Source organism: Sphingomonas cremea, from assembly GCF_021502585.1.
Taxonomy (GTDB): Bacteria; Pseudomonadota; Alphaproteobacteria; order Sphingomonadales; family Sphingomonadaceae; genus Sphingomicrobium; species Sphingomicrobium cremea.
On the sequence record NZ_JAKFGM010000001.1, the window covers coordinates 107347 to 131591 of the forward strand.

Annotated in this window: 20 protein-coding genes and 2 tRNA genes; 11 read left to right on the forward strand and 11 right to left on the reverse strand. The window is 63.6% G+C overall.

Annotation, left to right across the window (positions count from 1 at the left end; all coding sequences use genetic code 11):
- Positions 1-7: 7 nt before the first annotated feature.
- From LVY65_RS00535 to LVY65_RS00550, 4 genes are all read right to left on the reverse strand, one after another.
- Positions 8-1411: an efflux transporter outer membrane subunit gene (locus LVY65_RS00535; protein WP_235066068.1), complete on the reverse strand. Its 1404-nt coding sequence runs from the start codon at positions 1409-1411 to the stop codon at positions 8-10.
- The gene (locus LVY65_RS00540; protein ID WP_235066069.1) at positions 1408-4599 is read right to left on the reverse strand and encodes an efflux RND transporter permease subunit; all 3192 of its coding nucleotides are present in this window, start codon (positions 4597-4599) and stop codon (positions 1408-1410) included. The genes LVY65_RS00535 and LVY65_RS00540 overlap by 4 nt, the downstream gene beginning before the upstream one ends.
- A 6-nt stretch (positions 4600-4605) precedes the next feature.
- The gene (locus LVY65_RS00545) at positions 4606-5766 is read right to left on the reverse strand and encodes an efflux RND transporter periplasmic adaptor subunit (protein ID WP_235067135.1); all 1161 of its coding nucleotides are present in this window, start codon (positions 5764-5766) and stop codon (positions 4606-4608) included.
- Positions 5767-5986: 220 nt separating this feature from the next.
- A tRNA-Cys gene (locus LVY65_RS00550) sits at positions 5987-6060 on the reverse strand.
- Positions 6061-6203: 143 nt separating this feature from the next.
- Between LVY65_RS00550 and LVY65_RS00555 the strand changes: the two genes are divergently transcribed.
- Genes LVY65_RS00555 through LVY65_RS00575 form a run of 5 tightly spaced genes read left to right on the forward strand, consistent with a single transcriptional unit; the run spans position 6204 to position 13648 of the window.
- Positions 6204-6854, forward strand: coding sequence for a protein-L-isoaspartate O-methyltransferase family protein (locus LVY65_RS00555; protein ID WP_235066070.1), 651 nt, complete (start codon positions 6204-6206; stop codon positions 6852-6854).
- Between the two features lie 17 nt (positions 6855-6871).
- On the forward strand, positions 6872-8311 hold the full coding sequence (locus tag LVY65_RS00560) for a TolC family outer membrane protein (RefSeq protein ID WP_268828549.1): 1440 nt from the start codon (positions 6872-6874) through the stop codon (positions 8309-8311).
- 14 nt (positions 8312-8325) lie between these two features.
- Positions 8326-8736 carry a DUF2497 domain-containing protein gene (locus LVY65_RS00565; RefSeq protein ID WP_235066072.1) on the forward strand — a complete coding sequence of 137 codons (411 nt, stop codon included), beginning with the start codon at positions 8326-8328 and terminating at the stop codon, positions 8734-8736.
- Positions 8737-8786: 50 nt separating this feature from the next.
- Complete coding sequence (locus tag LVY65_RS00570; RefSeq protein WP_235066073.1) at positions 8787-10850, forward strand: S9 family peptidase; 2064 nt, start codon at positions 8787-8789, stop codon at positions 10848-10850.
- A 38-nt stretch (positions 10851-10888) separates the two neighbouring features.
- Positions 10889-13648, forward strand: coding sequence for a valine--tRNA ligase (locus tag LVY65_RS00575; RefSeq protein WP_235066074.1), 2760 nt, complete (start codon positions 10889-10891; stop codon positions 13646-13648).
- A 25-nt stretch (positions 13649-13673) separates the two neighbouring features.
- On the opposite strand, the gene LVY65_RS00580 is transcribed toward LVY65_RS00575, so the two are convergent.
- Positions 13674-14564 (reverse strand): diacylglycerol/lipid kinase family protein, encoded by an 891-nt coding sequence (locus LVY65_RS00580; protein ID WP_235066075.1) that lies wholly within the window; start codon positions 14562-14564, stop codon positions 13674-13676.
- A gap of 60 nt (positions 14565-14624) precedes the next feature.
- On the opposite strand from LVY65_RS00580, the gene hemB reads away from it, so the two are divergent.
- From hemB to LVY65_RS00595, 3 genes are read left to right on the forward strand one after another with little or no spacing between them, the layout of a single operon-like run.
- Positions 14625-15623: a porphobilinogen synthase gene (gene hemB / locus LVY65_RS00585; RefSeq protein WP_235066076.1), complete on the forward strand. Its 999-nt coding sequence runs from the start codon at positions 14625-14627 to the stop codon at positions 15621-15623.
- A gap of 1 nt (position 15624) precedes the next feature.
- Entirely contained in the window at positions 15625-16881 is a 1257-nt protein-coding gene (locus tag LVY65_RS00590) for an APC family permease (protein WP_235066077.1), read from the forward strand.
- A complete protein-coding gene (locus tag LVY65_RS00595; protein WP_235066078.1) occupies positions 16878-17450 on the forward strand; it encodes a GNAT family N-acetyltransferase in 573 nt (190 codons plus the stop codon). Before LVY65_RS00590 ends, LVY65_RS00595 begins: the two co-directional genes overlap by 4 nt.
- Here LVY65_RS00595 and LVY65_RS00600 read toward each other — a convergent pair.
- Complete coding sequence (locus LVY65_RS00600) at positions 17447-17938, reverse strand: hypothetical protein (RefSeq protein WP_235066079.1); 492 nt, start codon at positions 17936-17938, stop codon at positions 17447-17449. The two genes, LVY65_RS00595 and LVY65_RS00600, sit on opposite strands and share 4 nt — an antisense overlap.
- Before the next feature lie 113 nt (positions 17939-18051).
- Between LVY65_RS00600 and LVY65_RS00605 the strand changes: the two genes are divergently transcribed.
- Positions 18052-18128 (forward strand) — tRNA-Arg (locus LVY65_RS00605).
- A gap of 145 nt (positions 18129-18273) precedes the next feature.
- Here the strand turns inward: LVY65_RS00605 and LVY65_RS00615 are convergent.
- Positions 18274-19128, reverse strand: coding sequence for an outer membrane protein (locus LVY65_RS00615; RefSeq protein ID WP_268828550.1), 855 nt, complete (start codon positions 19126-19128; stop codon positions 18274-18276).
- A 178-nt stretch (positions 19129-19306) separates the two neighbouring features.
- Complete coding sequence (locus LVY65_RS00620) at positions 19307-19480, reverse strand: hypothetical protein (RefSeq protein WP_235066080.1); 174 nt, start codon at positions 19478-19480, stop codon at positions 19307-19309.
- Positions 19481-19675: 195 nt separating this feature from the next.
- On the opposite strand from LVY65_RS00620, the gene LVY65_RS00625 reads away from it, so the two are divergent.
- Both LVY65_RS00625 and LVY65_RS00630 read left to right on the forward strand, forming a co-directional pair.
- The gene (locus LVY65_RS00625; protein WP_235066081.1) at positions 19676-19921 is read left to right on the forward strand and encodes a hypothetical protein; all 246 of its coding nucleotides are present in this window, start codon (positions 19676-19678) and stop codon (positions 19919-19921) included.
- Between the two features lie 88 nt (positions 19922-20009).
- On the forward strand, positions 20010-20357 hold the full coding sequence (locus tag LVY65_RS00630) for a hypothetical protein (RefSeq protein ID WP_235066082.1): 348 nt from the start codon (positions 20010-20012) through the stop codon (positions 20355-20357).
- Positions 20358-20771: 414 nt separating this feature from the next.
- On the opposite strand, the gene LVY65_RS00640 is transcribed toward LVY65_RS00630, so the two are convergent.
- From LVY65_RS00640 to LVY65_RS00650, 3 genes are read right to left on the reverse strand one after another with little or no spacing between them, the layout of a single operon-like run.
- Positions 20772-22025 carry an N-succinylarginine dihydrolase gene (locus LVY65_RS00640; RefSeq protein ID WP_235066083.1) on the reverse strand — a complete coding sequence of 418 codons (1254 nt, stop codon included), beginning with the start codon at positions 22023-22025 and terminating at the stop codon, positions 20772-20774.
- Positions 22022-23038, reverse strand: a complete 1017-nt coding sequence (locus LVY65_RS00645) for an arginine N-succinyltransferase (protein ID WP_235066084.1) — start codon at positions 23036-23038, stop codon at positions 22022-22024. Before LVY65_RS00645 ends, LVY65_RS00640 begins: the two co-directional genes overlap by 4 nt.
- Positions 23035-24243 (reverse strand): hydrolase, encoded by a 1209-nt coding sequence (locus tag LVY65_RS00650; RefSeq protein ID WP_235066085.1) that lies wholly within the window; start codon positions 24241-24243, stop codon positions 23035-23037. Before LVY65_RS00650 ends, LVY65_RS00645 begins: the two co-directional genes overlap by 4 nt.
- Positions 24244-24245 lie beyond the last annotated feature (2 nt).

The window sequence follows — 24245 nt, forward strand, 5'->3', positions numbered from 1 at the left end:
ACATCGGTCATTGCTTGTTGCTATCAGACGAACCGTAGAGCGAGTCCCCACCAAGGGCCCGGTAGAGCTCGACCAGATTGGTCGCAGCCGCAAGCTTGCTCGTCACCAGCGTCTGCTGCGCGAAATATGAGGACCGCTGTGCGTCGAGGCTGCTGAGGAAGTCGTCGATGCCTTCGCGATAGCGCGCTTCCGACAGCATGTAATTGTCGGCGGCCGCCTCTTTCTGGGCCTGTCGGGCGCGAACCTGGTCATTCATGGTTGCGCGCCGCGCGAGCGCATCGGCCACTTCGCGAAAGGCCGTCTGGATTGCCTTCTGGTAAGATGCGACGGCAGCATCCCGTTGGGCCTGCGTCAGGCGAACGTTCGCCCTGCCGGCACCGGCCCGAAAGATCGGATAAGTCGCGTCGTCCGCTCCGCCCCATCCAAAGCTGCCGCCGTTGAACAGGCCCGAAAGCGACCCGCTTGCAAGGCCCAGCAGCCCGGTCAGCGAGATCCGAGGGAACAGGGCGGCGCGCGCGGCGCCGATCTCGGCATTGGCCGCCAGCAGCTGATATTCGGCCTGCATGATGTCCGGACGGCGGAGGAGTACTTCGGAACTTAGGCCAGCCGGCAACTCGCCAATGGCGGTACCAGCCTCGTCGATCGATCCCGGCAACAGGCGCGCCTCGATCGGCGCTCCTACCAATAGCTGCAGCAGATTCACATCCTGAGCGACCTGCGTTCGCAAATTGGCGAGATCCGCCCGCGCCTGGTTGAGGATCTGCTCTGCCTGGCGGAGGTCGGTTCGCGGTGCGATTCCCCCCTCCAGCCGGGCACGGGTCAGCCATACGCTCTTTTCAGCGCTTGCCGCGGTCTGCTCTGAGATTTGGAGCATGCTCCTGTCGGCGGCATAGTTCAGCCAGGCGATGGCAACGTCGCCAATAAGGGTAAGCCGCGTCGCCCGCGCCCCTGCCTCGGTCGCCAGGTAGCGGTTCAGGTCGGCCCGCGTCAGTGAGCCGATTCGGCCGAACAGGTCCACCTCAAAACTGGGGATGCCGACACCCGCCGTATATTGCGCGACAACTCCCGATCCATTGTCGTTACCGACGGCATTTACGCCGGTGCTTGCATCCACTTCGGGAAGGCGCTGGGCGCGCTGGATATGATATTGTTCGCGGGCCGCAACGATGTTGGCGGCGGCGACCTGCAGGTCGCTATTGTTGGCCAGTGATTGTTCGATCAAGGTCTGCAGCCGCGGGTCGCGAAATATGTCCTGGTAGGTCAGCGCCGGAAGAATGGCTTCGGATTGGCGCAAATAGGGATCGCCGACCGGCCAACTTGCGGGAATTGCCGGATCGGGGCGCACATATTGCGGATCAAGCGACACGCAGCCGGCGAGTGTCAGCGCAATGAGCGGGGCGACCCTGTTCATGCCGCCGCCTCTCGCCGCTGCCCGATTCGCTCCCTTACTGCTTTCAGTCCGTCGCGAACGCCGCGGCGCACCAGCACAAAGAACAGCGGGATGTAGAAGATGGCGAGGATCGTCGCCGTCAGCATTCCGCCGATCACCGACGTTCCGATGGCGATGCGGCTGTTGGCGCCGGCGCCGGTCGAAATGGCCAGCGGAAGCACGCCGAAAATGAAGGCGAAGCTGGTCATCAGGATCGGGCGAAGCCGGATTCGAGCTGCCTCGATCGCCGCGTCGATGACCCGCTTGCCCTGTTTTTCGGCGCGCTCAGCGAACTCGACCATCAGGATCGCGTTCTTTGCGGCGAGCCCCATCGTCGTCAGCAAGCCGATCTGCAGGTAGACGTCATTCTGCAGCCCGCGAAGCTTGACCGCGAATATGGCCCCGACCAGTCCCAACGGTATCACCAGTAGGGCGGCAACCGGGATCGACCAGCTCTCGTATAGCGCCGCTAGGCAGAGGAACACGACCAGCAGCGAAATGGCGTAGAGCAGCGGCGCCTGCCCCGAGGCCAGCCTTTCCTCGAAGGATTGGCCGGACCAGGCAACGCTGACCCCGCCGATCTGGGAAGCGAGTTGCTCGATCCGGTTCATCGCATCGCCAGTGCTTTTGCCCGGCGCGGGCTGGCCCTGATATTCGTAGGACTGAATACCCTGGAAGCGGGACAGGGTGACCGGGGCGATCGACCATCTTGCTTGCGCGAAGGAGGAGAAGGGTACCATTTCCCCCTCGTCGTTTCGCACCGACCATTGGTCGATGTCGGACGGCGCCGCCCGATATTGGGCGTCGCCCTGCACATAGACACGCTTGACCCGCCCGCGGTCGACGAAGTCGTTGACGTATCGCCCGCCCCAGGCGGTCGCCAGCGTATTGTTGACGTCTGCGGTGCTGAGCCCAAGCGCCGAAACGCGTTCCTGGTTGATGTCGATCTTCAGGGCCGCGACATCGGGCAGCTCGCCCAGGCGCACCTGATAGAGATCCGGGTCCGCCTGCGCCGCCTGCAGAAGCTGGTCGCGCGCCGCCTCGAACTGCTGCTGACTCATGCCGCTGGTGTTCTGCAGCTGCATGTTGAATCCGCCCGACTGGCCGAGGCCGCGGATCGCCGGGGGAATAAGTGCGAACACCTGCGCGTCGCGAAGACCCGAGAAGGCAGCCCTCGCGCGCTGGGTAATGGCATCGGCGGAATTTTCACTGCCCTTGCGCTGATTAAAGTCGGACAAATTGATGAAGGCCTGGCCGGTGTTCTGGCCTGCCGCCCCCTGGCCGCCGCCGGCGACGATGAAGTAGGACTTGAAGTTGTCCTTGTCCTTGCCTCGCATCAGGTAATTCTCAACCGCCAGCTGCACCTCCCGCGTCCGCTCGAGCGTGGCGCCCGCGGGAAGCCGGAACTGGACCTGGGCAGCGCCCTGGTCCTCGGTCGGAAGAAAACCGGTGGGCAGGCGGAAGAACATCAAGGCCAGGGCTGCGCATACGGCCGCATAACCGGCGAGGAAGCGCCATTTGCGGCTGGCGACATAGCCGACCGACCCGACGTACCAATCGGTCAGCCGCTTGAAACCCCGATTGAATCGGTCGCGTTCCTTGAAGATCTGTTCGGCAATGCGGCCATAGCGGTCGACAAGGCGGCAGTCAGCATCGGCATCCTGCCTTTTCGGCCTCAGCACCTGCGCCGCCAATGCCGGGCTCAAGGTCATGGCCACGAACACTGACAGCACCATTGCCGAGACGATGGTTGCCGAGAATTGGCGGTAGATGACTCCTGTCGAGCCGCCGAAGAACACCATCGGCAGGAACACCGCCGACAGAACCAATGCGATGGCGACCAGCGCCATCTGGATCTGGTTCATCGACTCGATTGTGGCCTCGCGGGGCGTCAGATGCGGGTTCTCCTCCATCAGTCGCTCGACATTCTCGACCACGACGATGGCGTCATCGACCAGCAACCCGATCGCCAGCACCAGGCCGAACAGGGTCATCGTGTTGATCGAGAAGTCGAGCGCGTAGAGCACTCCGAATGTCCCAAGCAGCACCACTGGAATGGCAACGGCAGGAACCAGCGTGGCCCGCCAGCTCTGGAGGAAGACGAACATGACGAAGATCACCAGGATCATCGCCTCGACCAGCGTCTGCACCACCTCTTCGACCGACAGCTTGATGAAGTCGGTCGTGTCATAGGCGAATGTGTGCCGGAAGCCGGGAGGATAGTTTTTGGCCATTTCCTCGACTCGCGCCTTCACCAAGTCAGCGGTCTCCAGCGCGTCGGCGCCCGGCGCCAGGAACACCGCGATACCCGCCCCCGGGTGCCCGTTCACCCGGCGGTCGACATTATAATTTTCGGCGCCAAGCTCGACCCGGGCGACATCGCTGAGCAGCACTCGGGCACCCGATCGCTCGGCCTTGACGATGATGTTTCTGAACTCTTCGGGGGACTGGAGCCGGGATTGGGCAGTCACGGTCGCGTTGAGGAGCTGACCCGGCGGTGACGGCTGTCCTCCCACCTCGCCGGCTGCGACCTCGATATTTTGGGCGCTGATCGCGCTGACGATGTCGCCCGGTATCAGGGAAAAGGAGCGCAGCTTGGCCGGGTCCAGCCATATGCGCATTGCATAGGGAGAGCCGAACACAGTGACGTCGCCGACGCCCGGCACCCGGGCGAGCGGATCCTCCAAATTGCTGGACAGCCAGTCGGCAATGTCCATGTCGCTATATTTGTCGTTCTCGTCATAAAGGCCGACGATCAGCAGGAAGTCGGTCGACGCCTTGACGACCTGGACACCCTGTTGCTGGACCTGTTGCGGAAGTCGCGAGTAGGCGGGCTGAATCGCATTCTGGACCTGGACCTGGGCAATATCCGGATCGGTACCCTTGGCGAAAGTGACATTGATCGTCACTTGGCCGCGCGAGCTCGACGACGACTGGAAATAAAGCAGCCCGTCCAGGCCCGTCAGCTGCTGTTCCAGCACCTGGGTGACGCTGTCTTGAAGCGTCTGCGCCGACGCGCCCGGATAGGTTGCGCGGATGCTGACCTGGGGCGGGGCCACGTCGGGATATTGGGCGATCGGCAGTTGCGTGATCGATCCGATCCCGACCAGCATGAAGATAATCGCGACTACCCAGGCGAATATCGGCCGATCGATGAAGACGCGCGACATGGGCGCTTAGGGCCGGCGGCCGGCGGGCTGGGCCTGTGTACCGGCTGGCGGCGCCTCGATGCGCTGTGGCGCGGAGGCCGGGACAGGCTTTAGCTGGGCGTCCTGGCGAAGATTGGCGGTGCCCTGGGTAATGACCTTCTCGCCCGGCGCCAGGCCCTGGGTAACAACCCAGTTGGAACCCTGAGTCTGGCTGGCAACGACCGTACGATGCACGGCCCTGTTGCCGGGTCCTACCACCCACAGCGTTGCATTGCCCTTCGGATCGCGCGTCACCGCCGATTGCGGCACAAGGAACGCCAGCGTGTCGATCGACTGGGCAAAGCGCGCCTTCACGAACATCCCCGGCAGCAGGATATTCTGCGAATTGGGAAAGCGGGCCCTTAGCGTCACCGCGCCGGTATCGGGGCTAACGATGACCTCGCTGAACTGGACGGTGCCGGTATAGCCATAGTCGCTGCCGTCGGGCAGCAGCAGCCGCACCTGGGCCGTGGTCGGCGATACCCCGCCCTGCGACAGCGACCGCCTTAGCCCGATCAGGTCGGACGCGGATTGCTGGATATCCACATTGATCGGGTCGAGTCGGGTAATGGTCGCCAGCGATTCCGCCTGGTTGGCGGTGACAAGCGCGCCCTCGGTGACGTTCGATAGGCCGATCCGGCCCGTGATCGGCGCCGGCACTCGCGTGTAGCGCAGGTTGATCTGCGCGGTCCGCAAGGCGGCGTTGTTCTGGGCAATGGCCGCTTCGGCCTGCCGAGCCTGCGACAGTGCGTCGGTATAATCCTGCTTCGAAACCGCTTCCATTTGGGCGAGCGGCCGATAGCGATTGGCGCGGGCGCGCGCTGCCTCGGCGCTGGCGCGGGCGCTTTGTACGTTCGCGGAGGCCTGCGCGACCTGCGCCTGATAGAGGCTGGGGTCGATCTGGTAGAGCGTTTGCCCCTGATGGACGACCCCGCCCTCCTTGAACAGGCGCCGCAGGACCACCCCGGAGACCTGCGGGCGCACTTCGGAAATCTGATAGGCCGAAACCCGCGCGGGAAGATCCTGTTCGACAGGAACGCTGCTGGGTTGCACGACCACATAGCCAACGGTGACCGGACCCTGGGGTCCTTTGCCGGCCGCATTATCGGCCTTTCCGCAAGCGCCTAGCAGCAGCAGCGCGGCAAGCATCGCCGCGTCCCGCAAGTGAAGGCCCGTCCGCCCTTTCACATCTTGTCTTAGCAAAGGCAGCTCTTCGACATGCGGCGTCCTCCAACGGGGCTCCGCCTAGCAAGGAAGATACAAAACCGCATCAAGGATTCGACCGGCCGCAATTGGTAATGCCGCAATAGAATCGAAAAAGGATTTTTCGATGCGCTTTTTGGGGATTTCCGGGTATTTCCCGAAAGGATGGAGGCCCGACCGGGAATCGAACCCGGGTGCAAGGATTTGCAGTCCTCTGCGTCACCACTCCGCCATCGGGCCTCGTGGGCAGGCCTTTGGCGGTTGGGCCAGCCGCTTGTCAACCGAGCCATTCGACGAACGGTGGCGCCTTCGGCTTGGCGGGGGAAGCCGCAGCGGATAAGGACGACTTGAATTGTCACTGTATTAGTGGCATATAACAGTTCGTGGCAAACGAGGATCTCATGCAGGATTTCAGCCTGGCCCGTCGGACGATGGTCGACAATCAGCTCCGCCCCGAAGGCGTGACCGACCGCGACGTATTGGCAGCAATGGGTTCGGTACCCCGCGAAAATTATGTCCCTGAAGGCGCCCGCGCGCTCGCCTATTTCGATCGGCCGCTGAAGATTGCCGATGGCCGGACGATGACGCCGCCGGCGGCCCTTGGCCGACTGCTTTCCGAGCTTGCCCCAAAGCCGGGGAAGAGGGCGTTGGTCGTCGGTTCGGGAACCGGCTATTCGGCCGCGGTGCTCAAGGCCGTCGGACTCGATGTCGTCGCACTGGAGTCGGACAACGCGCTGGTAGCGGCCGCAAACGAGGCCGGGGTGGAGACGGTCCATGGCGATCTGGCAATGGGCTGGGCCAAGCGCGCGCCATATGATCTCGTCCTGTTTGATGGGGCGGTCGAGGAAATTCCCGCCGCGCTGGTCAAGCAAATCCGTGAAGGCGGTAGCGTTGGCGGCGCCATTTCCGACCGGGGCGTAACCCGCCTGTTCGTCGGCCGCGTGTCTGGCGGCGCGCTTGGGCTTCGTACCCTCACCGACGCAGACGTCGATCCGCTTCCCGGATTCGAACGGCCCCGAGCCTTCATCTTTTGACAGCTTTCGAAAGAGCAATGCCTGTGATTCGTAACATCTCAATCGCATCGCTTCTCGTTGCTCTCGCCACGGGTACGGCTTCGGCCGACACGCTGCGTGAGGCGCTGGTTTCGACCTATCGCGCCAATCCGACGCTGACCTCACAGCGGGAAAGCCTGAAGGCCACCGATGCCGGCGTCGCTGTCGCTCGCTCGGCGGGAAGGCCGACGGTCAGCGGTACGGCGGGCGTAACCCGCGACCTCACCCGCAGCGGCCGGTTTGACGTCGGCACCGGCCGTGGACCCTTCCTTAATGCGGGCGTGGACGTCAGCCTTCCGCTATTCCAGGGCGGCACCGTCAAAAACGATATCAAGGCCGCAAAGTCCCGCGTCGAAGCAGGGCGGGCAACGCTTCGTGCCGTGGAAGGCGATGTGTTCACGGAGGCGGTCGCGGCTTACATGGACGTGATCCGCGACCGGGCCACGGTCGAGCTCAACAATAACAACGTCAAGGTCCTGGAAACCAACCTTCAGGCGACGCGCGACCGGTTCGAAATCGGCGATGTCACCCGCACCGACGTTGCTCAGTCCGAGGCTCGACTTGCCCTCGCGCGGTCGCGGCTAACCTTGGCCCAGGGGCGACTGATCGCGACCGAGGAAAATTATCGCCGCGTGATCGGCAAGCACCCCGACCAGCTTCAGCCGCCGCCACCGCTGCCGCCGCTGCCGGCCACGGCCGACGAAGCGGTGCGCATCGCACTGGCCGACAACCCCGACCTGGTTGCGGTTACGCGGCAGGCCGAAGCCGCGGGATATGATGTGCGCGCTGCGCGAGGCACCCGTCTTCCGACGGTGTCCGCAGTTGCCGCCGGCGACTATTTCGATGCGACGGGGGACGATAAGGGGCTGCAATCCGGCACGGCGACCAGCATCGGTGTCCAGACTAGAATTCCGCTCTATCAGGGCGGTCTTCCGGCAGCCCGGATCCGGCAGGCGCAGGCCTTCGAAGGTCAGGCGCTTGAGCAGCGCGTGGGGACCGAACGGGCGGTCGTTTCCAACACCCGTTCCGCATATGCCGACTATCAGTCAGCGCTCGACGCAATCAAGTCGAATGACGTGGCGGTGAAAGCCAACGAACTTGCGCTGGAGGGCGTGCGGGCCGAAAACAGCGTCGGCACCCGCACTATCCTCGATGTGCTCGATGCGGAGCAGGAGCTGCTGAACTCGCAGGTGCTGCTCGTGACCGCGCGGCGCGACGCTTATGTTGCCGGATTCCAGCTATTGAATTCGATGGGCCAGGCCGAGGCCGAAGATCTCGGCCTCGATGGCGGGGCACTCTACGATCCGCTCGGCAATTATCGCCGGGTCGCCGGCGACTGGAACGATTGGTCGAGCGATCCAAAGCACCCGACCGTCGCGACCAGCACGGTCACCGCCGCCGAGCAGCCGCCGCAAGGGGTGACACCGGCCGCCCAATAGGTAATAGGGAAGCCATGGCTGGCGCCCGTGAACCGTCGATGGAAGATATTCTCGCGTCGATCAAACGCGTGATCGCCGAGGAGAAGGACATTCGCGCTTCGGCCGTACCGCCGTCGCCGGATGCCTCCGACGATGAGGATGTTCTCGAGCTCGATGAAAGCATGGCGGCGGTAAGCCTGCCGCCTATCGACCTCGGACCGCCCTTGCTGGAGGAAGGGGCAGCCGACCAGAGCCGCCAGAAGCTGGAAGCGCTGGCCAGCGTCGCCGCCGCCGCGCCGCCGCCACCGGCCTATAATCCGCTCGAGGAAATGATCCGCGAGATGCTTCGCCCGATCCTCAAGCAGTGGCTCGACGAGCATTTGCCGGCGATTGTCGATGAGCATGTTAAGCGCGAAATCCATCGCATCACCGGCCGTCCGGTCTGATCGCCAATCAACTTATTGAACCTTAAGCGACTCGCCGTTACGCCCGCGCCATGATCAAGCGCATCGCCCTAGCCGCCAGTGTCGCGGCCGCCGCCCTCATCGCCACCCCGTCGTTCGCCCGGCCAATGACCGCGACCGACATGCAAATGATGCGGCGCCTCGGCGCGCCAAGCGTTTCGCCGAACGGGCGTTATGCCCTCTTTTCGCTGTCGACGACCGACCTTGCCGCCAACAAGCGCAACAATGTGGTCCACATTCTCGACCTGACGGCCAAAGGCGTTGCGCCGCAGCCTCTCGACCTCACCAAGGGCGCGCATGACGCAACATTCGGCGCCGACGGCGCCATCTGGTACCTTGCTCCGGTTGGCGAACAGGAGCAGCTGTTCCGTGCGACGGTCGGTGGGCAGCCGGCACAGATTTCCAACCTGAAGGGCGACATTTCCGGATTCAAGGTCAGCGCTGACGGCAGCCGGCTGCTGGTCTGGGCCGACCGTGACCTGCGCTGTTCCGACTTCGCCTGCGAGGGCGTGACCAAGCCCGAAAAAACGGGCGCTGGCCGCACCTATGACCAGCTGTTCATTCGGCATTGGGACACATGGGCCGAGCCGGGCGTGCGCAGCCGCATCTTTGCCTTCCCCATCGAAGGCGGGAAAGTCACCGGCGCCGGCGTGCCGGTGACTGGCGGACTGGTCGGCGATACTCCGTCGAAGCCATTCGGCGGCGGTGAGGAGATCGACATCTCCGCGGATGGCAAGACCGTCTACTTCGCGCTTCGCGAGGCTGGCCGGATCGAGGCTACCTCGACCAATCTCGACATTTTTGCCGCACCCGCCGATGGATCGGCGCAGCCGACCAACCTGACCGCGGACAATGACGGCACCGACAACCTCCCGGTGCTGTCGCCTGACGGCCGCAGCCTCGCCTATTTCTCGATGGCGCGCGCCGGGTACGAGGCCGATCGGCAGGTGCTCCAGGTTCGCGACCTCGCCACCGGCCAGACCCGCGCGGTGACGGCAAACTGGGACCGTTCGGTCGGCTCCATCGCCTGGGCCAAGGATGGCAAGTCCATCCTCGTTACGGCCGAAGACGTGCTGGAGCAGCCGGTATACCGGGTCGATGCCGCCACCGGCAAGGTCACCGGCCTGACCGGTAACGGCCATGCCGGCAACGTTGTGCCCCTGTCCGGCGGCGGTGCGCTATTCACCTCCAACAGCGTGATGGCGCCCGACGATCTGTATCGCGTCGACGCCAGGGGCAAGGTCACGCAGCTGACAAACGTCAACCGCGACCTGTTGGCAGAGCTTGACCCGGTCAGCTTCAAGAAATTCAGCTTCAAGGGCGCCAACAACGACACCGTCTGGGGCTTCACGCTGAAGCCGGGCGGGCCGCAATATGCGGCAGCGGCCAAGCTTCCGATTGCCTTCGTAGTTCACGGCGGTCCGCAGGGCAGCTTCAGCAACAGCTGGTCCTATCGCTGGAACCCGCGGGTCTTCGCCGGTCCCGGCTATGCGGTGGTCAGCGTCGATTTCCACGGGTCGACCGGTTACGGCCAAGCTTTCACCGACGCGATCCGCAACAATTGGGGCGGCTGGCCGCTCGAGGATCTGCAAAAGGGCCTCGCCTTCGCGACCTCGCAGGATCCGCAGCTCGATGCCGACAATGCCTGCGCGCTCGGGGCCAGCTATGGCGGCTATATGATGAACTGGATCGCCGGCCAATGGCCCGACCGGTTCAAATGCCTGGTCCAGCATGACGGCGTGTTCGACGCCCGCGCCATGGCCTATGAAACCGAGGAGCTGTGGTTCGACGAGTGGGAGCATGGCGGCAAGGCCTATTATGAAGATCCCGCCGCTTTCGAACGCTGGAACCCCGTCAACCATGTCGCCAAGTGGAAGACGCCGATGCTCGTGATCACCGGGGAGAAGGACTACCGCATCCCCTATACCCAAGGGATCGCCAGCTTCACCGCGCTCCAGCGCCGCGGCATTCCGTCACGGCTGCTGGTCAATCCGGAAGAGAACCACTGGGTGTTGAAACCCAAGAACTCGATCCAATGGTATGGCGAGGTGCTGGGCTGGCTGGGCACCTACCTGGGCAAGCCGCCCGCCAACTGATTGTTGCGGTGCGGCACATGGGTCGTTAGTCGCGGCCCATGACCGAACTTGCCAAGACGTTCGAACCGGGTCCGATCGAGAACCGCTGGTATGCCTATTGGGAAGGGCAGGCGCTGTTCCGCCCCGATCGGCCGGAGGCCGAGCCCTTCACCATCGTCATGCCGCCGCCGAACGTCACCGGTTCGCTGCACATCGGCCATGCGCTCGACGACACGTTGCAGGACATCCTCGTCCGACACGCGCGGATGCAGGGGAAGGATTCGATGTGGGTGGTCGGCATGGATCATGCCGGAATCGCCACGCAGATGGTGGTCGAGCGCAACCTCGACAGCCAGGGGATCAAGCGCGCGGAGATCGGGCGCGAGGCGTTCCTCGAACATGTGTGGGAATGGAAGGCGCAGTCGGGTGGTCAGATCACCCGCCAGCTCCGCCGTCTCGGAGCAAGCTGCGACTGGGCCAATGAGCGCTTCACCATGGACGAGGGCTTTTCGAGAGCCGTCATCAAGGTCTTCGTCGAGCTCTACAAACGCAAGCTGCTCTATCGCGACAAGCGCCTGGTCAACTGGGATCCTAAGTTCCAAAGCGCGATCAGCGACCTGGAGGTCGAGAACCGCGAAGTGCAGGGCCATATGTGGCACTTCAAATATCCGCTCGCGGACGGTGAGACCTACACCTACGTCGAGAAGGACGAGGACGGGAACGTCGTCCTCCAGGAAGAGCGGGATTATATCTCGATTGCGACGACCCGGCCCGAGACGATGCTCGGCGACGGCGCGGTCGCGGTTCATACGGGTGACGAGCGCTATCGTCCGATCGTCGGGAAGCTTTGCGAGATTCCGGTCGGCCCGAAGGAGCATCGCCGCCTGATTCCGATTATCACCGACGATTATCCCGATCCGGATTTCGCTTCCGGTGCGGTCAAGATCACCGGCGCGCATGACCTAAACGACTATGGCGTGGCGCAGCGGAACAAGATTCCGATGTACAGGCTGATGGACGGGACCGCCCACATGCGCAGCGACGGGCCGTCCTATGCCGAGTCCTCGGCCCGGGCTATCGCCATCGCGCGCGGGGCAGCGGCCAGCGCCGAGGAGATCGACGCGCTCAATCTCGTTCCCGAAGCCTATCGCGGCCTCGACCGCTACGATGCCCGCAAGCGGGTGGTCGCCGACATCGATGCCGAAGGCCTGATGATCAAGGTCGAAGACAAGATGATCATGCAGCCGTTCGGCGACCGATCGGGGCTGGTGATCGAGCCGATGCTGACCGACCAATGGTATGTCGACGCCGAAACTTTGGCCAAGCCGGCGATCGCGGCGGTGAAGTCCGGCGACATCGCGGTCGTGCCTGAGACCTGGAAGAAGACCTGGTTCAACTGGCTTGAGAATATCCAGCCGTGGTGCGTGTCGCGCCAGCTATGGTGGGGCCATCGCATTCCGGCCTGGTATGCGGAAGACGGCACCGTGTTCGTCGCCGAGACCGAGGAAGAGGCGAAGGCTCAGGCAGGCGGAAAGGCGCTTCGCCAGGACGAGGACGTGCTCGACACCTGGTTCTCATCGGCACTGTGGCCGTTCGCCACTCTAGGCTGGCCTGAGCAGACGCACGATCTCAAGCGCCACTACCCCAACGACGTCCTCATTTCCGGCTTCGACATCATCTTCTTCTGGGATGCCCGCATGGCGATGCAGGGCTTCGAATTCATGGGTGAGCGGCCGTGGAAGACGCTCTACCTCCACGGGCTGGTCCGCGATGCCAAGGGCCAGAAGATGTCCAAGTCGAAGGGCAACACGGTCGACCCGCTCGGCCTGATCGACAAATATGGCGCCGATGCTCTGCGCTTCACGCTCGCCGCGATGGAAAGCCAGGGCCGCGACATCAAGCTCGATGAGAAGAGGGTCGAGGGCTACCGCAACTTCGCCACCAAGCTGTGGAACGCCGCTCGTTTCCTCCAGGGCAACGGCGTCGGCGCTAGCCAGAGCATCGCCGCGCCAGAAGCATCACTGACCGTCAACCGCTGGATCATCGGCGAAGTTGTCGAAACGCTTGCGAAGCTCAACAAGGCGTTCGACGAGCTACGCTTCGACGGCATGGCCGACGCCATCTACCACTTCACCTGGGGCACCTTCTGCGACTGGTATGTCGAGCTGGTGAAAGGCGCGTGGGACGACGAGACCCGCGCCGTCGCCGCCTGGGCGTTCGACCAGATTTTGGTCATGCTCCACCCCTTCATGCCCTTCGTCACCGAAGAGCTGTGGCACTCGATGGGTGAGCGGCCTTACGACCTGATTGTCGCTAAATGGCCCGCGCCCGCGGCGCAGCGCGATGCCAATGCCGCCCGTGAAGTCGGTGGGCTGGTCGAAGTGATCGACCAGGTCCGCGCCTTGCGCGCCGAGCTCAACATTCCCTGGAGCGCGAGCCTGGTCCCGCACGTCATCGGCGGCGACACGGCCATGCACGATCGCTTGGCGAAGAATGCGGCGACCCTGGCGCGGATGGCCAAGGTCGATAGTCCCGTGAATTCCGACACGGTTCCGCCGAGTTCGGCTCAGATCGTCGCTGGCGGCGTCACCATCGCCTTCCCGCTCGAAGGTGCGATCGACCTCGATGCCGAGCGCGCGCGCCTCTCGAAGGCGGTTGCTGCGGCGGAAAGGGATCGCGATCAGCTGGCCGCCCGTCTCAACAATCCTGCGTTTGCCGAGCGCGCCAAACCCGAAGCGGTCGAGAAAGCCCGCGCCGACCACGATGCCCGCGCGGCGGAGGCGGAACGGCTGGCGGCGGCGCTCAAGCGGTTGGGTTGAGCGTGCCCCTGCCTACGCAGGGGTACTAATCCCTCGGCGCCGCCACCTCGATCGCCCCTCGCGCCACCTCGACCTTCACCGGGGTCTTGGCCGCAATCTCTCCATCAATGCTGATCTTCTGGCGTGGACGGGCATCGAGGACCATCTTCTTGCCGCGCCATTCGGTGACCGTCTGCTCTCGGTTCCGAAGCTTGAAAAGGGTTGCAAACCAGCTCCAGGCCAGGTGCAGCAGGCTCTTTCCGGTCACCGCCTGGATAACAATCACTCCGCTATCCAGCTGCTGGCTTTCGACCAGCTCGACCCCGCCATGATGGGTGCCGTTGGCGATCCGTGCCTCGGTCGACCAGCATTTCTCGACTGTCCCGTCATCCAGCGTGACCCGAATCCTAAACGGCCTGAACTTGAACGCCACGCGCGTCGCCCAGATCAGGTAACCGACCATCCCCAGATAGCGCTTGAGATTATGCGGGACCGTGTCGGCGATTAGGGGCGACAGGCCCAATGCCGCGGCATTGGCGAAATAATCGCCGTCGATGATTCCAAGGTCGATCCGCCTGCGCCGACCATGGACAATCACATCCAACGCGCCGTCCAGGTCGAGCGGAAGCCCAAGAGTTCGGGCGAAGCTATTGGCGGTGCCCAGCGGCAGGACGGCAAACACCGTGTCCTTCCCGACGAAATGATCGACGGTCGATGACAATGACCCGTCGCCACCGCCGATAATCACCATCGGGGCCTGCGTTATGGCCGCTTTGACCAGCGGCTCCAGTTGCTGCGGCTCAGTCACCCGATGCGCCGCAATGAGGTCCAGGCCCGTGGCGGACAGCTTGTCGCGCGCTTCGTCGAACGCGGCCTCCCCCTTCCGGCTCATCGCGTTGACGATCAATATTGCTCGTTTCGGAAGCGCATCGGTCATTGTTGCTCAATGCACGGCGGCGGCTTTCTTTCCTTTACCCTTCTCCGCTAGAGGGGCCGCATGGTGACTCCATCCTTTCCCGCCATGCGCATGCGTCGCGGCCGTTCTGCCCCCTGGATCCGCGATATGCTGGCCGAACATCGGCTTCATCCCAGCGACCTCATCTGGCCGTTGTTCATCTGCGAAGGGCAGGGTCAGGAGGAACCGATCTCCACACTTCCGGGCGTTAGCCGCTGGTCGGTCGATCGCCTTGCGGAAAAGGCCCGCGAAGCGCGCGAACTTGGAATCCCTTGTGTCGCGCTTTTCCCCAATACCCCCGCCAACCTTCGCAGCGAGGATGCGCGCGAAGCGCTCAATCCCGACAATCTCATCTGCCGTGCGATCAAGGCGATCAAGGATGCGGTACCCGAAGTTGGTATTCTGACCGACGTCGCGCTCGATCCCTACACCGCTCATGGCCACGACGGGCTGACGGACGCCAATGGCAGGGTGCTCAACGACGAGACGACAGCTGTCCTGGTTCAGCAGGCGCTGGTCCAGGCCGTGTCGGGCGCGGACATCGTTGCCCCCTCGGACATGATGGATGGCCGCGTCGGCGCGATCCGCCAGGGGCTTGAAAAGGCCGGCTGCATCGACACGGCGATCATGGCTTACGCCGCCAAATATGCCTCGGCTTTCTATGGCCCGTTCCGCGATGCGGTCGGCAGCCGCGGACTGTTGAAGGGCGACAAGCGCGGTTACCAGATGGACCCCGCCAACGGCGCCGAGGCGCTTCGCGAAGTCGCGCTCGACCTCGCCGAGGGGGCGGACATGGTGATGGTGAAGCCGGGTCTTCCCTATCTCGACGTTCTGGCCCGGGTGAAGGACCGTTTCGGCGTTCCGACCTTCGCCTACCAGGTGTCCGGCGAATATGCGATGATCGAGGCCGCGGCCGCAGCCGGCGCGGGCGAACGCGATGCGCTGGTCCTTGAAACACTGTTGGCCTTCAAGCGCGCCGGCGCGACCGGGGTCCTCACCTATCATGCGCCGCTCGCCGCGCGACTAATCGCGGAGCAATAGCTTGAGCGAGGGGGGACAGGCCGTCGCGACGAGGCGCGACGTCGGAGTTTGGGGTGCCGCCTTTCTTGCCTTGAACGGCATGATCGGGGCCGCGATTTTCGGCTTGCCCGGATTGCTGGATACTGCCGTCGGCAGCTTCGCTCCGTGGCTGTTGCTGTTCGCCGGGTTGGGCGTGATGCCGATCGCGCTTTGTTATGCCGACCTGGCAAGCCGGTTCGATTCCTCAGGCGGCCCGCAATTATACGCCAGTGCTGCATTCGGCCGGTTTATCGGTTTCGAGGCGGGCTGGATGCTCTACGCGGCACGGGCTGCGGCATTGGCCGCCAACGCCAACGTGCTTTGTGCTTATGCCGGGGCTCTGTGGCCGCCACTTGAGGGGCCGCTGACGATCATCGTCACGGTCGGCGCGATTACGCTGGTCAATATCGTCGGTATTCGCCGTGCGGTGGATACGCTGGGCGGAATGACGATGCTGAAGGTGGCGCCATTGCTGTTGATTGGTGCGCTGGGGCTGCTGTTTGCTCCCATACCTGCGCCGACCTTGCCCGATTTCTCCGCCATAGAGGGAGTGGCGCTGGCAGCGCTTTACGCCTTCGTCGGCTTTGAGGCGGCAACGATCCCGGCCGGCGAGACACGCGACCCCAAGCGCGCAATTCCGAAGGCGCTGCTGTTGACGGTGGCTGGCGTCACCTTGCTCTATGTTCTGGTCCAGCTGGCCTATACGGCGTCCGGCATTGGGGGAAGCGATGCGCCGCTAGCCGACCTGGCGGCAAAGTCGCTTGGGCCCGCAGGCGCGCTGCTCCTCGGGGTGACGGCAATCATCTCGGTCCTTGCCAACCAGCTGAGCGCGGTGACGTCCATTTCGCGGATTACTTCCAGCTTTGCCGACCAAGGCCTGCTTCCGCGCTGGTTCGGCCGAATTTCCCCGCGCTTCGCGACGCCGGTGAATTCGATTCTGGCGGTAGGCGGGATAGGGCTTGCGCTCGCGCTGTCGGGAACCTTCGTTACCCTTGCCGTTATCAGCACCGTGTCCCGCCTGTTCGCCTATATCGCCTGCATCGCCGCAGTGCCTCGGCTGGACTTTCTTGACGGGAAGCTTCGCTGGGGGCGGGGCATTCTGCTGCCCATCGTGGCGGCGGCCTTGTGTGTCTGGGCGGCTTCCCATTCCAACGTTGCGGAATGGCAGGCCTTCATCGCCTTCCTTGTGGTGGGGGCCTTTCTATACCTGATCGCGGGACGCGGTCGGAGGACATCATGACCGACGTCGTCGCCGAAACCGAACGCCTGCGCCTGCGCTTATGGGGTGAGGGGGACGGCGATCGTTTCTATTCAATCATGAATACGCCCGCCGTGATGCGCCATCTTGGCGGCGTGCAGGATCGCGCGACCTGGGAGGCAGCGCTCGGCCGCATCAATGGTTTCCAGCGCGACTTCGGTCATACCTTCTGGCTAGTCGAGCGGAAGGACGACTGCGAGCTGCTCGGATTTTGCGGCCTGAAGCGGGTCAATTCGCCGGGAACCGACCTTACCGGCCAGTTTGAGGTTGGCTGGCGCCTGCGCGAAAGCGCATGGGGCAAAGGCTATGCCAAGGAAGCCGCTATCGCTGCGCTGGACCTCGCATTCGGCCGTTTCGGGGCGCCGGATGTCGTCGCGCTCACGGTACCGCGCAACGAAGAGAGCCAGGGACTGATGCAACGGCTCGGAATGACCAGGCGCGAAGATCTGGACTTCGTCGATCCGCGCTTTGGGCCGGAGATGAATCCGGCCGTGGTCTACCGGATCGAAGCGGCGGACTGGCCGGCCGCCAGGGCGGCCGCGCTCGCCTAGCGGTTCAACAGGATTTGCAATCGCTCGATCGATGCGGCTTGCGGCCCGCTTATGGCGGCAACCTCCGCAGCGGCCGCAGCGATGGCCTGCTGGTCGGCTGGCCGAATCCAGCGCTGGCCTTCAATCCGTGCCGAGGCGAGGGAATCGATGTCCGCCGCGGCTTTGGTCGTCACTCCAAATTGCTCGACCAGTTGAGATAGCGCCTGCTGGGCTACGACCCAGCTCTCGCTGGCGCTTGGACCGGCCGCAGCGGCCTGCCGCTCGGCATTTGCCAGCCTCGCATCGAACATAGGCTGCCCGGCTTTTGCCATGCCGACGAGCTCATCGAGCTTGCCTGCAAGCGCCGCATCGACCGGGCCGCTCGGGACGTTGTCTGGCACCGGCACGCGAGGATCGATCGCTTCCGCGGCGCGAGGGGCAAGGCTTGGCTCCGGGCCAACCATAGGCGCCGAACAGGCCCCGACCATCAACATGGCAGATAGGATCACTGGGCAGCGCATGATGATCGTCTAAGGGCGCGCGATTGTTCGCGCAATGCGGGCCATATTGTCGCCAAGGGGTTGCGCCGTTCAATCGCTCACCCTAAGGGACCCCCCGGCACGCGCCCGTAGCTCAGCTGGATAGAGCATCAGACTACGAATCTGAGGGTCGGACGTTCGAATCGTTCCGGGCGCGCCATTTTCCCTAACAAAGCAAAACTTCGCGGCGCCCGTCGGCCGTTCGGGCGCATCGAAATGCGAAACGGCCCGGGAATTTCTCCCCGGACCGTTCCTGCCCCCAAGAGGACGGCGAAGCTGGCTGGCCGCCCTATTGGATTTCGAGCTTAGCCTCGTTCCGGCTCCGGCGCAGGCGGCGGAGGCGGCGGTGGCGGTGGAGGTGGCGGGCACGCGTCCGACGCCAGGATCACCGAACCGTCCGGGCAGGTCTGCGTTGCCGGCGGAGGCGGCGGTGGCGGCGGTGGCGGAGGTGGTGGCGGCGGCGGGGGCGGCACATAGAAATTATATGTCACCGTCGCCAGGATCGAATTGGAAGTGAACCTTCCGTCCACATCCGATCCGTCGGAGAAATGCTCCGTGACCCTGCTTGCATGGAAGTAGCGATACTTCAGGCCAAGATCGACGTTCGGGTTCAGCGCATAGCGCACGCCGGCAATCAATTGCCACGCTACACCGCCGTCCGTGATGCTGTCGTCACCGGGGACGTTGTCGAGGCTGAACTTGCCCCAGGCGAAGCCCAAGCCAGGGCCCGCATAAAAGCTGAAGCCATCCTCATCGCCCAAATCGAGCAAGAGGTTGGTCATGATCGCGACGTAGCGGGTATGGCCGTTGCCATCGATCGAGCCGTCGATGAATCCGCCTTCGCCGTCGGTGAAGTTGAAATCATAGTCCTTATGCGAAACGCGCCTGTAGGACAGGTCCAGTTCCGCCCGGACAATGCCTGCGTCGTAACCAAAGATGACGCCCACATCGTAGCCCATCTTATGATTGATGGTCAGGAAGTTGTTGATGTCGACGGTGGCACTGCCAACGCCAGTAGGTACATCGTTGGCGTCCAGATCGGTATCGCCGGCCCATGTCAGGCCGCCTTCGGCGCCGATATAGAGTGTTTTGTCGCGGGCCACGGCGGGCGTTGCGATGAGAGTCGTGGCCAACAAAGCCAAGCTAGTACGACGAAGCATGATAACCCCCGTTCCAGATAACGAACTCAATTTGTTTAACAGAGTTAATGAAAGACCGCCAGTCGGGTTTGTTGCGGCGCAAAACTGGGGATTTTCCCGAGGCAGTCCAGAGAACGTCTCGCCCTAGAAACGGGCTGGATGGCCGGACCGGATTTGCTTGGCGCCGAACGAGGCGGTTTCAGGCGTTTATGGCGACCGCGCCGACCGTGACGGCGCCACATTCTACCGCCCGACGGGCAAAATCCTGGGCCAGCTTGCTGTGCCATTCGCGGGCTTGGGGCGTAATCGCACGCTGGGCGGCCGTCCGCTCTTCTGCAGCACGGCGCAGATAGAAACGCTGGTTGGACACCATTCCACGCACTCCCCCAACTATCGTTCGGCGCACAGCAGACTGCGCGCAAAAAGTGAATCGATAGTTAATATCCACAGGGGCTTGCCCGTCCCCCCCTGGGACAGGAGCGTCGCACAGTGGTGACAGCCTATGCGAATCAGCTTATCGTTGAAACCTAACGACTCGTCGCTCGTTTCGGGCCTTAAGGAAGGAACGATGATGCGGAGTTCGAACGTTACCGGATTTGATCCGGCAAGACGCGGCTACCACGCCGTGTATCGTGACAATGAGATCAACCGCTGCCCCGGCTGCGGGCGAACTCATTGGTATGTCGGCCGAATGCTTGCCGAATGCGGCTTTTGCTCCACGGCATTGCCGCTATCCGAAAGCTTTCGCCAACCGGCCGCGGCGGTATTCATTTCCCGATCGCGTCCGCACAGTCCTTCGGCCTTCGCAGCTTAGCTGCGGGGGCTCTGGCGCGCGCTCGACGAGCGGGGTGGGCGCGCGTCACCCCTTTGAATCCCAGACCCGTCGGGATTATGTTTGCATCATGAACCGTATCATCGCCTCGTTGCTTGGCATCGCGATCCTTGCCGCACCATTTCCGGCCGCCGCCGCGGGGGCGGGCAATTTCACACTGGTCAACAAGACCGGCGCGAACATCAGCTCGATGAGCATCCGGCGGGTCGGCACAAGTGCGTGGACCCCGCTCGGCGGCACGCCTGCCAATGGCGGCCGGACGGCTGTCGCCTATGCCAATCCCGATTGCGCATTCGACATCAAGGCGGATTTGGCCGGGGGCGGATCCGCGACCTTTACCGGCGTCAATCTATGCGATGTGACGACGGTGACGCTGAACCGCGGGCCGAGTGGTGATCTTTGGGTCGACTATGACTGATGCGTCGCCGCGGCAGGCGGCGGGCTAAAGGTGCCTTATTCATTGCCGGGCCGGCTTCGGCAGGGCGAACGCTGTCCAGCAGCTTCGCACCGGCGATGAACGGTACTCCTAGGCATGCGAAGGCGAGCAGGACTCCGCCATTTCCGGGATAATTTTGCATATAGTGAGCACCGCGCTCGACCGCGCCTACTGCGATTGCATAAGTAACGAGGAACGCCTCCAGACGCGTCTTGATGGTAAAGAGTCTGCCAAGCTTGCGGAGTGTCGTCATATGTTAAGCAAACGCCACATGAATGGCGTCGTTCCGCCCTTTCCCGATTAAGGACAGTGGTTAACTGTGCCTTTACCGTTCCTCGGTAGCGGAAAAACTGAGTCGGGTCGAATGGCCCTGTGGGCACTGTCCCAGAACGCGACTTATGCCAGTTCGACAAGCCCAAGAACGTCGAGCAGGGCCCGTCGCGCTTGCTCGACATCGGCGATCAGCGAAGGCGATCGAATATCGCCGGATGCGACTTCTTCCGGCCAATGCCCGGCAATGACATCGGCAAGCCGGTCGAGCTTGGCTTCATCGACCAGGAACCGCGGATCCACCGCCGCCGGGTCGCAGGCGACACGGAGCCGAAGGCAAGCGGGGCCGCCGCCATTGGCCATCGATTGGCGGACGTCGACAAACTCGACCCTGCGGATCGCGCCGTTCGACGCGAGGTGCCGGTCGATCCACACCTTGACCGATGGCGTGTCGCGGCATTCCGTTGGCGCCACCAGCGTCATCGCTCCGTCGGGGGGCGTCACCAGCTGGGCGTTGAATAAATAGCTGCGGATGGCGTCTTTCAGCGGAACTTCGGCATCGGGCACCTCGACCAGTTCGAAGCCTGGGACCTTCTCGGCAAGCTCGGCAACCAATGCGTCGCGGTCGGCGAAGGCTTTTTCATGGGCAAAAAGCACCAGTCCGTTGGCCACCGCGACAACGTCATTGTGGAAGGCGCCGGCGGCAATCGCATCCTCGCTCTGCGCGGCGAACACTGTCCGATCGGGATCCAGTCGGTGCAGCCGCGCAATGGCTTTCGATGCCTCGATATGCTGGCGGGCCGGGAAGGGACCGCCCGAGACACCATAGACGAACACCTCGATACCCGGTTCGCCATGCGACGGTGTAATCCGCATATGATTGGCCGCGCCTTCGTCGCCGAACGCCGGCGGGACCGGGCCGTGCACCGTAAAGCCATCGCTGGCGAAGGCGAGGCGGAGCTGGGCCAGCGTCCCCGGCCATTCATGGCTGCGATGTGGCATGGTCTTCAGATTGGCGACGGTCAGGTGGCATCGCCCGTCGGCCGCGTCGGGGCCCGGGCTTACGGTCGCCGCATTGGCGGCCCACATCGACGACGCGCTCATTGCGTTGGCAGCAATATGATGTTCGGCTTCCTCGATCGTCGTCCCGAGTTCGGAAAGCCAGGCGCGCGCCGGTCTTGGCTGCGGCACGAAAACGCCCTGGACGAGGCCAAGGCCGATATTCGCGCGCATCTTTTCCAGGCCCTGGAGCGCCGCTGCGCGCGGCCGGGACACCTCCCCGGCGTTGCGGGAAGAGGCGAGATTGCCGAGGCTAAGGCCGGCATAATTATGGCTTGGCCCGACGATCCCGTCGAAATTGATCTCCCGGATCGTGCTCACCGCGACACCGCCAATATCCGGTCGCCCGGACCGATACCCATCATCTCCATCGACTTGGGTTCGATCAGCAGCTCGCCATTGTCGGTCTTGGTCGCATGGCCATAGCAGGCGACGAAGTCATGCATGACCCCCGCCGCCATCATCATCATCGGGCCGTCGGCGCCATTGGTGCCCGCAATCCGAAGCCAATCGGCCTCCATCACTGTTTTGATCCGGTCGGTGCGCGCCGTAACCGTGGGGCCGCCGTCGAAAATGTCGATATAGCTGTCCCAGACGAAGCCTTCATTTTCGAGCATCTTGAGCGCCGCGCGCCCGGTTGGGTGCGGCTGGCCAATCACCGCCCGCGCGCTTTCCGGAAGCATCGACATATAGATCGGCGTCTTGGGGAAAAGGTCGGCGATGAACTGGGTGCCGTGAGTCGCGTTGAATTCATCGGCCTCGGGGAAGGTCATGCCAAAGAACCGCCCTCCCAGCGCATCCCAGAATGGCGAATGCCCGGCCTGGTCCATCACCCCGCGAAGCTCGGCCAGCACCGTATCCCCGAAGCGCGGGCGATGCTGCTTGATGAACAGATAGCGGGAGCGGGCGAGCAGCATGCCGAGCCCGCCCGCGCGTTCCTGGGGATGGAGGAAAAGTCCGCCGACCTCGCTCGATCCTTCAAGGTCGGTGGTCAAAGTCAGCGTCTGGTTGCGGAAGATGCGGCCCAGCTCTTCGCTCTTCTGGGTCAGGGTCGACATCAGGTAACTGTAGAAAGGCCGGTCGGTGCCGACCGCGCCGAACACCTGGCATGTGCCGCGGATCGCTCCGGTTTCGACATGCTCCAGCATGAATACATAAAGGTCGTCGCCCGGATTCTCTCCCGGGCGGCTGAACCCTGCCTCTGAACGCGCCAGCTTGTCCTCAAGGGTCGCACGTTCCGCCGGCAGATTGGTGAAACCGCCCCCGGTCAGCTTGGCAAGGTCGTAGAAGGCGCGAAGGTCGTCGGGGCGCGCGGCGCGGATCCGGTAGCTCATGCGCCCTCCGCCAGCCGGAGGATGGTCAGGGCCGACAGCGCGGCGCGCTCGGCAAGGGACTCAACGATCAGATATTCCTCCATCGAATGAATGCTTCCACCGCGCACGCCCATCGTATCGATCACGGGCACGCCGCAAGCGGCGATATTGTTGCCGTCGCAAACGCCGCCCGTGGGCTTCCAGCCGATCGACTGGCCAAGGTCCGCGCCGGCCTTTTGGACCATGGCAAACAGGGCTTCGGTTTCCGGAGTGATCGGCTTGGGCGGCCGGGCGAAGTGGCCATGAACGTGGATCTGGACATCATGCTCGGCGGCGACCGTTGCCGCCGCATCGTCGATCAGGCCCTGCGCGCGGGCCTGGTCGTCGAGTGTCGCGGGCCTCAGATTGACGCGCAATATGGCCAGGTCCGGTACGACATTGTTGGGACTGCCGCCGTCGATCTTCGCCGGATTGATCGACAGCCGCGGGCCAACCCCCTTTTTCAATCGCAAGGCGAGGTCGGCCGCGGCCACCAGTGCATTGCGGCCATCCTCGGGATTGCGTCCGGCATGGGCCGAGCGGCCGGTGAAGGTGAAGCTGAAATTGCCACTGCCCGGCCGCGCTCCCGCTAGGGTTCCGTCGGGCAGCGCCGACGGTTCATAGGTCAGCGCCGCGCGCTTGCCCTTGGCTGCTTCGGCGATCAGCGAGGCCGAACCCAGCGAGCCGACTTCCTCGTCGCTATTGATGACGACCTCATAGCCCAGTTGCGCCGCGATCGGGCTTGCTTCGACGGCCTTCAGGGCGGCCAGCATGACCGCGATTCCACCTTTCATGTCGGCGACGCCCGGGCCGTTCAGAACCTTGCCAGGCTCAAGCCAGTTTAAGGACTGGAAGGGGTGATCCACGCCAAACACCGTGTCCATATGGCCGGTGAAAAGCAGCTGGACCGGCGCGCCGGGCCGGACGGTCAGGTGAAGGTTGCGACCATGTGCAACCTGATAAGGCTTTCCCGCGGAATCGATTGCGTCGACCGGGGCCGGCTCCAGCATCCGCAGTTCACCCGGAAGTTCTGCAAAGGCCTCGGTCAGGAGATATGCGACCGACGCCAGGCCGTCGAGATTGCGCGAGCCCGAATTGATCGCCGACCAGGCCTCGACCTGCTGCAGCATTTCCTCCGCCGTCGCATGTGCGACGCAGTCTCGCTCGATCTGGCTCAACCCCTCCATGG